At 70.1% G+C, this 14,779-nt stretch carries 15 protein-coding genes; 6 read left to right on the top strand and 9 right to left on the bottom strand.

Annotated features, from left to right (window positions below; all coding sequences use genetic code 11):
- Positions 1–6: 6 nt before the first annotated feature.
- Together IT371_09705 and IT371_09700 are read right to left on the bottom strand one after the other, a co-directional pair.
- Positions 7–1,026: an electron transfer flavoprotein subunit alpha/FixB family protein gene (locus IT371_09705; protein ID MCC6747921.1), complete on the bottom strand. Its 1,020-nt coding sequence runs from the start codon at positions 1,024–1,026 to the stop codon at positions 7–9.
- 9 nt (positions 1,027–1,035) lie between these two features.
- Positions 1,036–1,926, bottom strand: a complete 891-nt coding sequence (locus tag IT371_09700; GenBank protein MCC6747920.1) for an electron transfer flavoprotein subunit beta/FixA family protein — start codon at positions 1,924–1,926, stop codon at positions 1,036–1,038.
- A 215-nt stretch (positions 1,927–2,141) separates the two neighbouring features.
- Between IT371_09700 and IT371_09695 the strand changes: the two genes are divergently transcribed.
- The gene (locus IT371_09695; GenBank protein ID MCC6747919.1) at positions 2,142–3,557 is read left to right on the top strand and encodes a trypsin-like serine protease; all 1,416 of its coding nucleotides are present in this window, start codon (positions 2,142–2,144) and stop codon (positions 3,555–3,557) included.
- Here the strand turns inward: IT371_09695 and IT371_09690 are convergent.
- Together IT371_09690 and IT371_09685 are read right to left on the bottom strand one after the other, a co-directional pair.
- Positions 3,554–3,859, bottom strand: coding sequence for a hypothetical protein (locus IT371_09690; protein MCC6747918.1), 306 nt, complete (start codon positions 3,857–3,859; stop codon positions 3,554–3,556). The two genes, IT371_09695 and IT371_09690, sit on opposite strands and share 4 nt — an antisense overlap.
- 57 nt (positions 3,860–3,916) lie before the next feature.
- Complete coding sequence (locus IT371_09685) at positions 3,917–4,408, bottom strand: hypothetical protein (protein MCC6747917.1); 492 nt, start codon at positions 4,406–4,408, stop codon at positions 3,917–3,919.
- Between the two features lie 341 nt (positions 4,409–4,749).
- Between IT371_09685 and IT371_09680 the strand changes: the two genes are divergently transcribed.
- Both IT371_09680 and IT371_09675 read left to right on the top strand, forming a co-directional pair.
- Positions 4,750–5,130, top strand: coding sequence for a hypothetical protein (locus IT371_09680; protein ID MCC6747916.1), 381 nt, complete (start codon positions 4,750–4,752; stop codon positions 5,128–5,130).
- A gap of 178 nt (positions 5,131–5,308) precedes the next feature.
- The gene (locus tag IT371_09675; protein MCC6747915.1) at positions 5,309–5,671 is read left to right on the top strand and encodes a hypothetical protein; all 363 of its coding nucleotides are present in this window, start codon (positions 5,309–5,311) and stop codon (positions 5,669–5,671) included.
- 16 nt (positions 5,672–5,687) lie between these two features.
- Here IT371_09675 and IT371_09670 read toward each other — a convergent pair whose 3' ends face one another.
- Positions 5,688–6,239 carry a hypothetical protein gene (locus tag IT371_09670; GenBank protein ID MCC6747914.1) on the bottom strand — a complete coding sequence of 184 codons (552 nt, stop codon included), beginning with the start codon at positions 6,237–6,239 and terminating at the stop codon, positions 5,688–5,690.
- Between the two features lie 337 nt (positions 6,240–6,576).
- Between IT371_09670 and IT371_09665 the strand changes: the two genes are divergently transcribed.
- Complete coding sequence (locus tag IT371_09665) at positions 6,577–6,990, top strand: hypothetical protein (GenBank protein ID MCC6747913.1); 414 nt, start codon at positions 6,577–6,579, stop codon at positions 6,988–6,990.
- A gap of 45 nt (positions 6,991–7,035) precedes the next feature.
- Here the strand turns inward: IT371_09665 and IT371_09660 are convergent, their stop codons facing one another.
- Positions 7,036–7,827, bottom strand: coding sequence for an OmpA family protein (locus tag IT371_09660; GenBank protein ID MCC6747912.1), 792 nt, complete (start codon positions 7,825–7,827; stop codon positions 7,036–7,038).
- A gap of 272 nt (positions 7,828–8,099) precedes the next feature.
- Here IT371_09660 and IT371_09655 point away from each other — a divergent pair, with 272 nt between their 5' ends.
- Both IT371_09655 and IT371_09650 read left to right on the top strand, forming a co-directional pair.
- Complete coding sequence (locus tag IT371_09655) at positions 8,100–8,441, top strand: hypothetical protein (GenBank protein ID MCC6747911.1); 342 nt, start codon at positions 8,100–8,102, stop codon at positions 8,439–8,441.
- Between the two features lie 31 nt (positions 8,442–8,472).
- Positions 8,473–11,295, top strand: coding sequence for a hypothetical protein (locus IT371_09650; protein ID MCC6747910.1), 2,823 nt, complete (start codon positions 8,473–8,475; stop codon positions 11,293–11,295).
- Between the two features lies 1 nt (position 11,296).
- Here the strand turns inward: IT371_09650 and IT371_09645 are convergent, their stop codons facing one another.
- From IT371_09645 to IT371_09635, 3 genes are all read right to left on the bottom strand, one after another.
- The gene (locus tag IT371_09645; GenBank protein ID MCC6747909.1) at positions 11,297–12,760 is read right to left on the bottom strand and encodes a nicotinate phosphoribosyltransferase; all 1,464 of its coding nucleotides are present in this window, start codon (positions 12,758–12,760) and stop codon (positions 11,297–11,299) included.
- 152 nt (positions 12,761–12,912) lie between these two features.
- Positions 12,913–13,644 carry a bifunctional nicotinamidase/pyrazinamidase gene (gene pncA / locus IT371_09640; GenBank protein MCC6747908.1) on the bottom strand — a complete coding sequence of 244 codons (732 nt, stop codon included), beginning with the start codon at positions 13,642–13,644 and terminating at the stop codon, positions 12,913–12,915.
- Positions 13,645–13,906: 262 nt separating this feature from the next.
- Positions 13,907–14,779: a hypothetical protein gene (locus IT371_09635; GenBank protein MCC6747907.1), complete on the bottom strand. Its 873-nt coding sequence runs from the start codon at positions 14,777–14,779 to the stop codon at positions 13,907–13,909.

The raw sequence follows: 14,779 nt of genomic DNA, 5'->3' as shown, positions 1-14,779 counted from the left end.
GTCTTCCTAGCGGAGGCGCTCGCGATAGGCCTCGATGAAGGTGTGGATGACCGTCGCCACGTCGCCCACGATGGCGTGGTGGCAGATGTCGAAGATCGGCGCCGCAGGGTCGGTGTTGATGGCCACGATGCGCCCCGACTTCTCCATCCCGGCTCGGTGCTGGATCGCCCCCGAGATGCCGCACGCGATGTAGAGCTTCGGCCGCACGGTCAGCCCCGTCTGCCCCACCTGACGGTCCGAGGTGGCGAACCCCGCGTCCACCGCCGCGCGCGTGGCGGCCACGTCCCCGCCGAGGAGCTCGGCCAGCTTGTGCAGCAGGCCGAAGTTCTCGCGCGTGCCCATGCCGTAGCCGCCGGCCACCACGATCGGCGCGTGCTTCAGGTTCGACGGGCTCTCCTCCTGGTGCCGCTCCACGACCTGCACCAGCTCGTCGGCGGGAGCGGCCACGTAGGGGAGCTCCACCACGCGCCCCTCGACCGCGCCCTCGGCCGCCGAGGCCTCCATCACCCCCTCGCGCACGGTGGCCATCTGCACCGGCACGTCAGGCGTGATGATCGTGGCGATGATGTTCCCGCCGAGGGCCGGCCGGATCTGCAGGAGCAGGTTCTTGTACTCCTTGCGCAGATAGCTCACGTCGCCGATCTGCAGGTCCGTGCAGTCCGCCGTGAGCCCGCTGCGGGTCTGCGAAGCCACCCGCGGCGCCAGGTCCCGACCCACCACCGTCGCGCCGAAGAGCACAATCCGCGGCTGACGAGCGCCGACCAGCTCCCCCACGATGCGCGCGTAGGGCATCGTGCGGTAGTCCGCGAGGGCCGCGTGATCCACCAGCAGCACCTCGCGCGCGCCAAAGCGAAAGAGCTCGCGCGCGGCCTCGCGCACCCCGTGTCCGAGGAGCACGGCCTTGAGCGTGCCCCCGAGCTGCTCGGCGAGCTTGCGCCCCTTGGAGAGGAGCTCGAAGCTCACGGCGTGGGGCCTACCGCCCCGTTGCTCGACAAAGACCCAAACGTCGTTGGCTGGCGCGTCCATCACAGGCCCCTACCCGAAGAGGTGGTCGTGCATCAAGCGGTCGATCAGCCGACCCAGACCATCCTTCGTCGGCGGAAAGTGTTCGTGCTCGCCCCCGGTCAGGACTACCGAGTCCACGCTCTTGACCTTGGTGGGCGAGCCCATCAGGCCGCAGCGGTCGAGCTCCACCCCCAGGTCATCGGCGCTCAGCGTGGGGATATAGAGCTTTCGTTCCATATACTCCTGGGTCAGCGCGTCCACGTAGAGCAGCGGGTTGGCCTCCGCCAGCTTCTCCAGCTCCGAAAGCGAACGTGCGTTCTTGTAGGCCATCACGCGCGTGGCCTTGAAGGGGCGCGGCACGGCGGCCTCCTTGATCACCGTGAGCAGCACGGGGAGGCGCGCCCGCAGGACCTCGTGTCCGCCGTCGATGCGCCGCTTCGCGATCACCTCGCCCGGCGGCAGGGCCAGGAGCTCCTCGACGCAGGTGATCTGGGGCAGTCCGAGCTTCTCCGCCGTCTGGGGGCCGACCTGCGCCGTGTCCCCGTCGATGGCCTGGCGGCCGGCGAAGATCAGGTCGAAGGCCCCGAGCTTCTCCACCGCCTTCGAGAGCACGTACGAGGTGGCGAGGGTGTCGGCGCCCGCGAACTTGCGGTCCGTCACCAGAAACACCTCGTCGGCCCCCATGAAGAGGCACTCGCGCAGCAGGTCCGAGGCCTTGCTCGGGCCCATGGTCAGGGCCGTGACCTTCCCGCCGTGCTGGTCGCGCACCCGTAGCGCCAGCTCGAGCGCCACGCGGTCCTCCGGATTGAAGATCGCCGGGAGCTTGGCGCGGTTCACCGTGCCGTCGGCGCGCATCACCTGCCCGGTGATCTCGGCCGTGTCCGGCACCTGCTTGACGAGCACGAGGGAATCAAAGCCCATGAGCGCCTCTCCGGAGGTTGGATGCGTGCCGGCTATGCGCCGCGAACCATGGCCTGCGGGCGCGGAGCCGGCGCCGAATCTGCCATCGCCGGCGCGGCGCAGCAACGCCAATCGTGGAAGCGGGGCCGAGGGAGGGTGCGCCCCTTGCACTGCGTCTCGCGGCGAGACCTGGGCCGTGCCCGCGCCAGGTCGCAGCTCGCAGCGGAGGGCCCGGAATGCGGAACGATTCCTCGACGACCACGGCAGGGCGGCAGAGGCCGCGGCGTCTGGTCCTGCTCGGACTGGCGGTCGCAACGGTGGGAACGGGAGGTTGCACCGCCTCCGACGGCCTCGGCTCGGCGGAGCAGGCCATCACCGGAGGCAGCGCCGTCCAGCACCCCGCCGTCGGGACTCTCGTGGTGAAGCGGCTGGGCGTCGTCACCACTTGCACGGCGAGCCTGCTCGGTCCCCGCACGCTCCTGACCGCCGCGCACTGCCTGGCGCGGAGCAGCAAGGACCCCCTCGACGGGGTGCAGGCCTTCTTCTGGAACCGCGACGGCGTGGCCGGCTCGCCGGCGGAGCTGAACCCCGTGGTGGCGATGGCGGTGCACCCGCAGTTCCGCGCTCGGGACGAAGCCGGTGCGCTCCTCGAGAACGTGACCATCGACGGCCAGACGTTTCCCTTTCGCGTGAGCGCCTTCGACCTCGCGGTGGCGCATCTGGCGCGGGCCGAGGAGGGCGGTGCCGAGCCCGTCCCTCTCTCGCCCGTCGCGCCGCTGGCCGGCCAGCCGGTGACGATCTACGGCACGGGGGTGACGGAGAAGGAGCGCCGCGACGGCGACACGCTGCGCGCGGCTCGGAACACGATCGAGGGCGTGGGGACGAACACCTTCCACTTCGTCGGGGCGACGCAGAAGGACGGCACGACCTGCGACGGCGACTCGGGGGGACCGACGCTCTCCACCGTGGACGGGAAGGACCGCCTGGTGGGGGTGCACTCCCTTGGCACCTGCACCCTGCTGCAGGAGAAGAAGCTCTGGATTCTGCCTCTCGGGCAGACGGACCTCAGCACCGGCTTCGACGCGCGAATCGACGTGGCCCGGGGCTGGATCGGCGACCAGCTGACGCGGGTCCCTCCCGTCGCACCCGAGCCGCCCACGACACCGGCGCCACCGCAGGGCCAGCCCGGCGCCGCGGCCTCGGAGGGACCGGAGATCTCCGTCACCTCGACCGACCTCTCGCTCGACCCCGCGTACACGGTGCGGTTCCGCATTCGCGGCAGCGCCCACCTCCGCAGCCTGCAGGTGCTCCGCGACGGGCGGCTCGTCTGGCAGACGGGGCCCGAGGAGCTTCCCGGCGCCTGGGGGGTCGAGCTGTGGAACCTCACCCCTGGGCCGCACACCCTGAAGATCCGCGCAGCGGACGACCTCGGCCGGGCACGCGAGGTGTCCTTCACCCTGCGCGTAGTGGGCGGGGACCCAGAGGAAGAGGTGGGCGGCTGCGCGGTGACCCCGTCAGCGCCGCCGACCTCGCAGGCCCTCCTGCTCCTCTGGGGAGCTCTGCTCATCGCCGCGATGCGCCGCTCGGGGCAGCGACGCGCACGGGCGATCCCTTCGGACGAGCTGCATCGCAGCCGAGGTGACGACGCTTAGCGGCAGGTGCCGGTGCCGCACTTCTTCGGCGGCGCGCAGAGCGAGCACTTCACGCCGCCGCTCCCGCAGGACGAGAGGCGGGTGCCGTCGACACAGATCCCGTCCTGACAGCAGCCGGCGCAGGACCCCGGACCGCACGAGCCCGAGCCGCCGGTGTCGGCGCCACCGGTCCCATCGGGCACGAGGAGGCCGTCGCGCTGCGCGTGCCCATCCCCGCTCGTACTGCCCCCATCGGTCGGGTTCGAGCTACCGCACGCCGCAAGCGTGCCGCAGAGAGCAAGCACCAGGAGGAGCGTCCGCATGCCGGCAGTCTCGCCCGAGCGAGCGACGCTCACAAGAGGTAGGAGCGGGCCGGCGCTCTAGAGCCGCATCATCGTGCCGGGAGCGTGGAAGTTACCCATGAAGGTGCCGAAGGAGAAGATGCCCGTGAGAAGAGCAAGACCGTCGGTATACCACTGGTGGAGCTGAACGAGGCCCGCCGTGGCCGTCGCGAGCAGCGTGGAGGCCACACCGAGCCCGATGGCCGTGCGTCCCGCCTTGGTCCCGAGGTCGCTGTTCGTAGCGAGAAGGGCGAGGTTAGCGCCCCCTACGGCCATCGGCGCGCTGATGAGCGGGTTCAGCTCGTGCGCCGCGGCGCCGATCCCGAGCGCCGTGAGCACCAATCCACCGAGGGCGACCGTGCGGCGCAACGGCCTCTCGTGGTTGGAGACGAAGCGCTTCACGGCGGTGACGGGCCGGACGAGCCACGCCCCCCGGCCTCCTGGCGCCTGCTGCGCGGGGGTCTTCGCGTAAGCGGTCGCCACGGAGAACAAGCTCAAGCCCAGCACCAACGCCGACAACGGTCGTCGCATCGCTCACGTCCTTTCTGAGGTTCGCGCGGGCCGGGTGCAACCCTCACGCCAGGCCCAAGCCTTTGATGCAGCACGCGAGGGGGATCGGGCAGGGTGGCTCGGGTAGCCGCTACGAGAAGCGTATCGCAAGAGATCCGGCCCGGCCGTCGTCCGACGGCGGTCGATCCCCGACGCCGGTAGCCAGCTGCCAGCATGGCTGGCGGCCACCTCGAGGCGCGCCGCAACAGCCAACTCCGCGCCAGCGCGAGATCCCGCGACCCTCGTGTCTCTGGAATGCCAGTTGCACAGGAGGCGGTCGCTAACGACCTTGTGTTCCACCCGTCAGACCCTGGAGGTTGGTCATGACTCGTCCGTCGTCTCTCGGTTCCGTGGCCGTGTGCGCCCTGCTCATCGGCTGCTTCCTCGCACCCCCCGCCTACGCGCTGGGCGGGACGAAGGGGGGCATCACCCAGATGGTCGGGAGCCTCGCGCAGCGCGGGCGCCAGGCGGTCGACCGCCTCGCGATGCGGTCCCTCGCGGGGGCCGAGAGCAGGTCGGCCCGCCTCGGCACGACGGCGCAGGTGCACCCGCTCCTCAAGATCGCCGGGATGGGTCTTTGGGCTTGGCTCGCGGGGAGCACCCTGAAGAACGGGCTCGTGCTCCATGACGGCGGGATGATCTTCTCCGGTCTCTTCGGGTCGGGCGTCCTCTTCGCCTACCTCGCCTCGAAGCTCCGGCATTAGGCGCGGTCCGAGATCGCGGTCCGTCCGAGATCGCGGTCCGAGATCGCGCGCATCACGGGTCGAAGGCGTAGACCTTCGGAGACCCGTCCCTCCCTAAGTCGTCGAAATTACGCAACGCGGTACTGGCGCGGGCCTTGCCCCTCCGGGGGCCAGGAACCTCCGGGAGGCACGCTCTGTCATGCGAAGACACTTTCTCGTTCTGCTCGTTGGTCTTGGGTTCACCGTCGGACCGGCGGTGGCGCACGCCAACGAAGGCAAGAAGGCCCAGCTCGGGATCACCGTCGTGGGCGCGAATCTCAACGTGAACCGCAACCACGTCACCTTCGGGCAGCGGCCGCAGAACCGGCGGCTCGGCGCACCGAGCACCCTGCGAGGTGCGGTCATCGTGGGGAGCAACGTGAACGTGAACGAGAACACGGTGCACTTCGGCGGGCTCGGGGATCTGGCGCAGAGCTACGCCGCCATGTACGTGGCCAACGTGCAGTGGTCCATCGCGGCGATGCAGGCCTGGAGCAGCTTCTGGACCGGGGGCCGTCGGTAGCGCCCCCTCCTGACCGTCAGATGCCGAAGCGGCGCTTCCGCGCTCTCTCGGCCCGACGCTCCGCCCCCTTCGGACCGAGGTGGTAGTCGATATACGCCTTGGCGATGAACTTCGAGACGAGGCCGGAGACGAAGGCCGTGCTGGACTGCAGCATGACCATCGGATCGCCTCCCGAGCCGAGGCTCCCCACTGCATCGATGAGGCCGGAGAGCGCCCCCGTGAAGAGGGTCGCGATCCCCACCGCGGCGAGCTCGTGCCCAGCATGCGCCGTGGAAGAGCGCGGGGCCTTCTTCGTCAGCTGATGGACCACCTCGCCCGCGAGATACGAGCCGCCTCCTGCCACGGCGGGATGGACGCCCTGCGCGGTGAGATAGCTATAGGCCAGCAGACCCGTCCCCCAGCGCGCGGCCACCTTCACCGGCCCGGGGAGATGGCGCGGCAGGCGCGTGAAGCCGCGCAGCACGGAAAACACGGTGTAACGCCGCGGCGAGGAGCTCGTCTCGGCCGCGAGCGCCGACGAGCTGATGAAGAGCGCACACGCGGCGCCGAGGACGAGCGTCCGTACCATGATCGTTCTCCGAGGTCTGTACGGAGGACCTATAGCAAGCCCGGGGCCAGCCTCCGGCCCGCGCAAGGCCGTGAGAACGCATGAATGCCATCAGATGTTGGCCGTGGCCTGGATGGCCGCCGGAAGCCGCCCGCGCTCTCGAGCGCGCGAGCACGACCGATCGACGAGACGGGTAGCCAGCAGCCGGCGGGGCGGCCCGCCACCTCGAGGCGCACCACCAGGGCCAACACCGCGCAAGCGCGGGCTCCCGAGCCCCTCGTGGCTCTGGATCGCCCGTTGCATCAGGGACAGTGGTTACCCGGTTTGCAGCTCACCCGTCAGACCCTGGAGGTTGGTCATGACTCGTTCGGCGTCCGTCGGTTCCGCGGCCGTTTGCGCGCTGCTCATCGGTGGGTTTCTCGCGCCGCCCGCGTACGCGATCAAGGGGCAACAGCGGGGCGGGCCGACGCCGATCGTGTCGGGCCTCGTGCAGCGCGGTCAGCAGTTCGTGGGACGTCTCGCGACGGGCGCCCTCGGCCGCGCCGAGAGCCGGCCGGCTCGGCTCGGCACGACGGCGCAGACGCCGTGGTGGCTGAAGACGATCGGAGTGGGAGCGTACGGGTGGTTGTTCGCCAGCGCGACGAAGCACGCCTACGAGGCTAGCACTACCGGCGAGCTGTACCTCTTCGGAGGCATCACGTTCCTCATGGCATCTATCGCCGCCGCCCGCATCGGCTGGATCGTCGCCAGCCGCCCCCATTCTCGGTTCTAGCTCCGGTGTCGTGGCACCACCGACGACCGAGCGGCGCGCACCGAGCTACTCCCCGATCTTGGGCAGCTCGTCCAGGTTCGGCATGAGCGTGATCTCGATGCGGCGATTGAGCTGCCGCCCCGCCGGCGTGTCGTTGCCCGCCACCGGGTCGTGCTCGGCGTAGCCCGCCGCGGAGAGGCGCTTCGGGTCGAGCCCGTTGTCGGACATGAACTTGACCACGTTCGCGGCGCGCGCGGTGGAGAGCTCCCAGTTCGAGGCGAACTGCGCCGTCTTGATCGGCACGTTGTCGGTGTGGCCGGCCACCTGGAACGCGCGATCGGGGATCGTGCCCAGGATGCGCGCGACCTCGAGCAGCGCGACGGAGCCCTCCTTCTTCAGCTTGGCCTTGCCCGGGTCGAAGAGGATCTGGTCGCTCATCTTCACGATCATCTTGCCCGAGCGCACCTCCACCTTGAGCTTGCCCGAGTCGATCATCTGCTTGAACTTGGCCACGAGGCCGGCGTAGAAGGCAGCGCGCTGCTTGGCCTGCTCCTGCGCCTTGAGGAGCTCGGCGATCTGCTGCTCCTTCTGCGTGATCGCCACCCCGCTGGCCGTGAGGTCCTGCCCGAGCGAGATGAGCTTGGCGCGCATCTTCCGCGCCTGCTCGTCCAGCTTCTTGTGCTTCGTCTCGAGCTCGCTCTTGGCCTCGGCGCAGGACTTCTGCTCGGCGGCCAGGTTGGCTCGCAGGTTCTTGAGCTGATCGAGCGTCTTGTTGTGCTCCTCCTCGGGGATGCCGCAGCCCACGGCGAGCGCTGCAGCGAGCACGGGAAGAAACGAGATAGATGTGCGACGGGACATGCTAGGGCTCCTTTGGCTAAGGCGCGCGGAGCATACGCCGAGCGCGCGCGTCGGGGTAGTGCGTGTCGCGCCGCCCAGCGGCTCTGCGAAGCCCCCGCCAGCCCCCGCCAGCCCCCGCCAGCCCCCGTCACGCCAGATCCGGCGCGCAGGCGCCGCCCGTGGCGCGACGCGGGGGTGCCGGTCGACGGGAAGGTGAACGCCAACCTATCGGGATCGCGAGCTCCGAGCTGCCGAGGGCCGGGGGCACATGGTTTGCACCTCCATGGCGCCGCATGGTCTTTTCCTCCTGGTTCCGTATTGCCGCGCTCGCTTTGGGAGTCTCGACGGGTGGGTGCGCCGGGGACCTGCCCGACCCGGCGCCGCGCGGGAGCCGCACCCGCGTCGTGGAATGCACGCCGGAAGCCCCGTGCGAGGCAGGCGTAGCGACCGACCCGGCCACCGACCCGTCCTCCCCGGGGACGATCCCGTCGAGCCCGCCGCCGCCGGCCCCGGACTCCCGCGTGAATCCGGGGAGCCAGAAGGACCCGCACGTGCCGCCGGGGTCGAAGCCCAAGGGGAAGCCGGGCGACGGAGGGGTGTCGTCCCCGGGTCAGGACGCCTTCATCGCCCCTTGACCCGTCCCGCACGGTATACGACCTTTGCCGGATGCGCATCCGGGGGACGTGGCAGTGGTGGGTCGTAGTCAACCTGTCTTCGCTCGGGCTTGTCGCCGGGCTCGTCGGCTGCAAGGACGCTTCGACGGGACCCGCGGGTCCGGTCGCGCGCCTCGAGATCGTCCCTAAGGGGCTGCTCCTCACGGCCGCGGGGGCGAAGCGACAGCTCGCGGTGAACGCGTACGACGCCGAAGGTCGCGTTGTGGCCGCGCCGCCCATCTCGTGGCGCTCGACCACACCGGCCAGCATCGCCGTCGACGGGCAGGGAATGATCACGGCCCAGGTGCAGAACGGCGCGAGTCAGCTCGTCGCCGAGGCCCAGGGCGTGACCTCCCCGCCGCTCCTGGTGGCCGTCACGGCGTTGCCCCCGGGCGCGCTCGCGGTGACGGACGCCCAGCTCGTCGGGGACCCGAGGGCGATCGACCCCAGCGCCGCACCCGTGACCGGCGCCACCTACGAGGTCGTACTCGCCGGCGTGGACGCGCCGCCGCCGGGCACTCTGGTGATCGGTCTCGAGGCCAAGCCCGTCGGCGGCAAGGTCGTCTCCGCGCAGCGGGACGGCGACCAGGTGCGAGTCACGCTCGCGGTCGTGCCCGTCAAGGAGCTCCTGCCTCACCTGAGCATCAAGGAGGTCTTCGACCTCTCGACCGTCGAGCCCGAGATCGCCTCGGACCTCAAGGACGCCTACGAGATCACGCGCGAGGGGTCCACGATCCGCTTCAAGCCTCGGCCCAAGGCGGACGCCGCCTCGAGCGGGGCGACCGGCGAGCGGCAGGCCACGAAGCTCTCCTTCAAGATGCCGCCCTTCGACGAGTGCGAGCTCGACGCCACGGGGGTGAGCCAGTGGCCGGTCACGCTCGGCACGGCCCCCGCGGTCAGCATCAACCGCAACCTCAGCCTCGACTTCGTCTACACCTCCGGCGTGGGCCTCGAACGGCTGGTCGCCAAGGGAGACCTCGGCGCGACCTTGGACGGCAGCCTCACCGTGGCGCTCGGCTTTCAGGGCACCGTGTCGTGCACGCGGGAGTTCTTCGAGCTCCGCATTCCCATCGCGGGGGCGCTCTCCTGGGTGGTGTCCGTGGTGATCCCCCTCAGCGTCGGCGTCGAGCTCGGCGGCAAGGTGGCGCTGACGAACCTGGTCGTGGGCGCCAAGGCGGAGGCCAAGGCGCAGGCGGAGCTCGGCGTCGCCTGTCCGAAAGGAACCAACTGCGAGTTCGTACGCAGCCTGACGGCGAGCGCCAGCGCCGAGCCGGTCTGGAAGAAACCCACGACCAACGACCTGCGGGTAGATGCCAGCTTCGCCGTGTTCGGTCTGGCCAAGGTCGGCCTCGGCAACCCGATCTTCAAGCGGCTGCGCCTTACCCCGTTCTCCCTGCGCTACGGGCCGACGCTCGAGGGCAGCTTCGCGCCGTGGGGCGACCAGCTCGCGGACCCCGCCTACGCGTCGTCCTACAAACTGTCCCTGGTGAGCAAGGGGAGCGTGGGCGTGGACCTGCCCAAGATGCTCGGCCAGTTCGGCATCACGGACATCACGATCCTCGAGCTCCAGTCGTCGAGGCCGCTCGCGGAGTCTCCCAAGGGCACGCTGACCGCCGATCGGGGCAGCTTCGTCGCCGGAGACAAGGTCACCTTCACCGTCGAGCTCGACCCCGCGACGGTCACGTTTCCGCCCACGGTGGGGCCTTACAACGTGAAGGACATCATCCTGGTGCGCAAGGTCGGCACCTCCTCCTTCGTCGAGGCGGGCCGCGCGACCGCCACGGCGGGGCAGACGAGCTTCGCCCTCCCGTTCACCGCGACCGACGTCGGGCAGACGAGCGACTTCTCGGCCTTCGTCATGACGCGGCTCCTGCCCTTCGACAACCTGGCGCTCGAGCTCGGCAAGGGCTCCTCGTGCGTGATCAAGGACCTGGGCACGCTCGGCGGGGATTGCACCGCCCAGGCGCTCAACAACACCGGACAGGTCGCCGGCTGGTGCTACGCGAGCAGCGGGAGTAACGAGCACGCCTTCCTCTGGGACAACGGCACGATGCGGGACCTGGGCACCCTCGGTGGATCGACCAGCCGAGCCCTAGGCATCAACGACGCCAAGGACGTGGTGGGTACGTCGACGTCGAGCAGCGGAACGCAGCGCGCGTTCATATGGCACAACGGGGCGATGCAGGACCTCGGGACGCTCGGCGGAAACGTGGCCGTGGCCTACGCCATCAACCAAGCGGGCCATGTAGCCGGCCGGGCCGCGCTGAGCACGGGCTTCTCGCACGCCGTTCTCTGGACCGGCGGCAGCGTCACGGACCTGGGCACGCTCAGCGACAACAGCCAGGGCCACGCGCTGAACGAGGCGGATCAGGTGGTGGGACAGGCCAATCTGCCGGCGGCGCCCGGTGTCGGCCCCGACGCGCACGCGTGCCTCTTCAGCGGCGGAGGGGTTCAGGATCTGGGTGCGGGATCTGGAGACTGGAGGCTCAGCAGCGCCAACGGCATCAACGCGTCAGGGCTCGTCGTGGGCGTCGTGAGCAACTTCTCCGGGGAGGGACGTGCAGCCTCTTGGTCGGGCGGCGGCATGACGGTGCTCCCCGGCGGTGACATCAGCATTGCCCACGGCGTCAACGACGCGGGGGTGATCGTCGGAGAATCGGTGAAGCGGGCCGTACGCTGGAAGGACGGAAAGCTCGAAGACCTCAACGGCCTGCTCCCCGCCGGCGCGGGCTGGTCCCTCGTCCGTGCCCTCGCCATCAACAAGAAAGGGCACATCGTCGGCATGGGAACGATGGGCGGCGCGCAGAGGCCGTTCCTGCTCACCTGCGGGCCGTAGACTACTTCACGCGACGCGGCGTGCGCGGGCTGCTCGCACCCTGCGTGGACCGCGCGTTGGCCATGAGCTCCTGCCGCACCTGATTCAGGCCGAGCTCCATGCCCACCTTGTACGGGGTCGGCTTGGTCAGGCGCTTCACCCCGGGGCGGAGCGCCTCGAGCTGCGTGCGGCAGTAGGCGCGCTCCTGCTCGAGCGGGAGCTGCCGCATCACGAAGCGCGCGGCGTTCTTGCCCCGCCGGAAGACGGGGACGAGCAGGTCCTGGTGCGTGGCGCCGGCAAAGCGGGTCACGCGGCTCGCATCGGCGTAGCTCACCATCCGGCCCTGGTCCTTGGGCGGGCTCAGGAGGTCCCAGATCATGTCGCCGAGGAACTTGCCGTCCTTCATGAAGCGGCGCACCTGCAGGATGCCGGGGGTGGAGGTCTTCTCGGGCGTCTCGGAGAGCTTGATCTTGCGCTCCCAGGTGCCGTCGGGGCGGCGCACGGCGGCGAGCTTGTAGACGCCGCCGAGCGCGGGCTGGTCGAAGGCGGTGATCATCTTCGTGCCCACACCCCAGACGTTGACCTTCGCCCCGCGCTTCTTGAGCGCGGCGATCTCATGCTCGTCGAGGTCGTTCGAGGCCGAGACGAAGGCCTGCGGGAAGCCCGCCTCGTCCAGCATGGTGCGGCTCTTCTTGCTCAGCTTCGCGAGGTCTCCCGAATCGAGGCGAATGCCGAGGGCCTCGTGCCCGCGCTTGCGCAGGCGCTTGGCCACGGTGATCGCGTTCTTCACCCCGTTCAGCGTGTCGTAGGTGTCGACCAGGAAGACCGAGTTATTGGGCATCACGCGGGAGTAGTTCTCGAAGGCCTCCACCTCGGTCGGATGGAACATGACCCAGCTGTGCGCGTGCGTGCCCTTGACGGGGATGCCGAAGAGCTCGCCGGCGGCGACGTTCGAGGTGCCGGCCGCGCCCGCGAGGTAGCAGGCGCGCGAGGCGGAGAGCGACCCGTCGAAGCCCTGCGCGCGCCGCAGGCCGAAGTCGAGGACCGGGTCCCCCTTGGCGGACTGCACGACGCGCGAGGCCTTGGTGGCGATCAGCGTCTGGAAGTTGAGGATGTTGAGCAGCACGGTCTCGAGGAGCTGCACCTGCAGGAGCGGGCCCCGGATGCGCAGGAGCGGCTCGTTCGGGAAGACCACCGTCCCCTCGGGGACAGCGTCGATGTCGCAGTTGAAGCGCATGGTGCGCAGGGTCTGGAGGTAGCCGCGGTCGAAGAGCGGGCGGCCGTCGTTCCCCTTGAGCGTGGAGAGGTAGGCCACGTTCTTGTCGGTGATGCGGAAGTTCTTCACCAGATCGATCGCCGTATCGAGACCCGCGGCGACGGCGTAGCCCCCCTTGAAAGGGTTCTTGCGGAAATAGAGGTTGAAGACCACCTCGTCGTCGGCGTGCCCCGTCTTCCAGAAGCCGAAGCCCATGGTGAGCTGGTACATGTCGGTGAGCAGCCCGAGCGCCCCCTTCTTGTAGAGGCCCACGGTGGTCGGGTTCGTGGGCTTGGGCGCCGCCTGCGCCGGAGCGAGGGGCGCGAGCACGAGCGCGAGCGCGGCCAGGAGCACGGAGAAGCGGGAGCTTCGAACGGTACGCTTCACGGCTGACCTCGCTTCCCTCGGGCGGCCTGCGGAGCGCCGCCGAGGAGGGCCTCGAGCGCCGCATCACCGAGGATCTTCGCGCCGGCCTTCTTCATGGCCTTCACCGCGCGCCCACTGTCGCCCCGCCGCGCATTCACACCGCGGCAGCCGGCCTTGATCACGTGCGTGGTGAACCCTTCCTTCACCGCGTCGAGCACGGTGAACTTCACGCAGTAGTCGGTGGCGAGCCCCATCACGTAGAGCTCCTCGATCCCCTTCGAGCGCAGGTACGCGGCGAGCCCGGTCGAGCTCCGCCGGCCGTTGTCGTAGAAGGCGCTGTAGCTGTCCACGCGCTTGTCGTTGCCCTTGAGCACGAGGTGCGTGATGCGCTTCCGGTCGAGCCCGGGGTGGATGTCCGACCCTTTGCGACCGCGCGGGGCGTGCTTGGGCCAGAGGACCTGCTGGATGCCGTGCAGATCGATCACGTCGAAGACCTGCTTGCCGGGGTGCTGGGTGACGAAGCTGCCGTGGTTCGCCGGGTGCCAGTCGAGCGAGACCACCACCAGGTCGAAGAGCCCCATCAGGCGGTTCGCCACCGGGACGATGCGGTCCCCGTGCTTCACGGCGAGGGCGCCCCCGGGCATGAAGGCATTCTGGGGATCGACGATGAGGAGCGCGCGCTTCCCGTGGCGCTTCGGCTCGCGCAGCGCGACGACGCCGTTCTTCGTCGGACAGCGGCCGCCGAGCATGGAGACCACCGAGCTCTGCTTGCCCCGGTTCGAGCCCTGCTTCGGCTCGCGCGCCGCGACGGCGGGCGACGGCAGCAGCGCGGCGAGCGCGGCCAGCCAGAGCGATGCAGAGGTCAGAGCAGCCTTCATGGGCCTTCTCCCGAGGACACGGTTCGGATGCTGCCCACGATAGACAGCAGGATCCGTGCCGCTCCGGCGCGGCCTCGGGCCCATGGATTTCCAGCAGATGGGCCGGTGCCGGGCGGCCCTCGCCCTGGCCAGACTAGCGGTAGGAGCCAGCGCGCAGGATGGCTCTCGCCACGGCGGGGAGCACGCCGACGGGCGAGCGCTCCCCACGGGCGAAGGCCTCACGCAGGGCAGTGCTGCTGAGGGTCGGCAGCAGCTTGAGGTCGAAGCCCCGCGGCAGGAGCCGGGTCAGTCGCTCGCGCAGACCCGGTTCCTGGGCGTCGGGGAGCAGGATCACCTGCCGGGCCTGCCGCTCGAGCGCCTCCTTCACCACGCGCGCCTTGGCCTTCTTCGGGTCCGCGTGATCGCCCCGCAGGGCCACGAAGAGCGAATGCTCGCGCACCACACCGAGGCCGTTGCGCCACTTGCTCGTGGGCAGGTCGTTCCAGACGTCCTCGCCCACGATCACGCTCAGCTCGACCCCGGGGAAGCGCCGCTCGAGGGCCTTCAGGAGCTGATAGGTGCCACGAAAGCCGCCTTTCGCGAGCCTCAGCTCCACGTCGGTGGCGTAGACCGGAAGGCCTTTCTTGCGCAGGTAGCGCGCGGCGAGCCGCGTCCAGGCGAAGCGCCGGCCGTTCGGCACGCGCTGGGCCTTGTCCGGTCGCGGCGGCGAGGGAACGATCCAGACCTGGTCCACGCCGAGCTGGGCGCGCACCGCCGGATCGACGAGCGGCAGCGCGGCGAGGACCAGATGCGCGAGCGAGATGGGATCTACGGAGGCCCCGAGCAGGGCGATGCGCGTGCCGGGCTTCAGCCCGGAGGCGAGGTCGAGGCCCGCCACCCGAAAGCGCGTACGCGGGTCCCCCTCGACGAGCACCGTCGCGTCGGCCCCCGCCGGGAGCTTGGCCCAGGCGGGCGAGCCGCTGCAAAGGAGCAGCGCGACGAGGAGGGTGAGACGCCTGAGCCGCAC

Source organism: Deltaproteobacteria bacterium, assembly GCA_020848905.1.
Taxonomy (GTDB): Bacteria; Myxococcota_A; Polyangia.
Note: the sequence above shows the minus strand (reverse complement) of the source record. Positions and strands in the feature narration are given on the sequence as shown.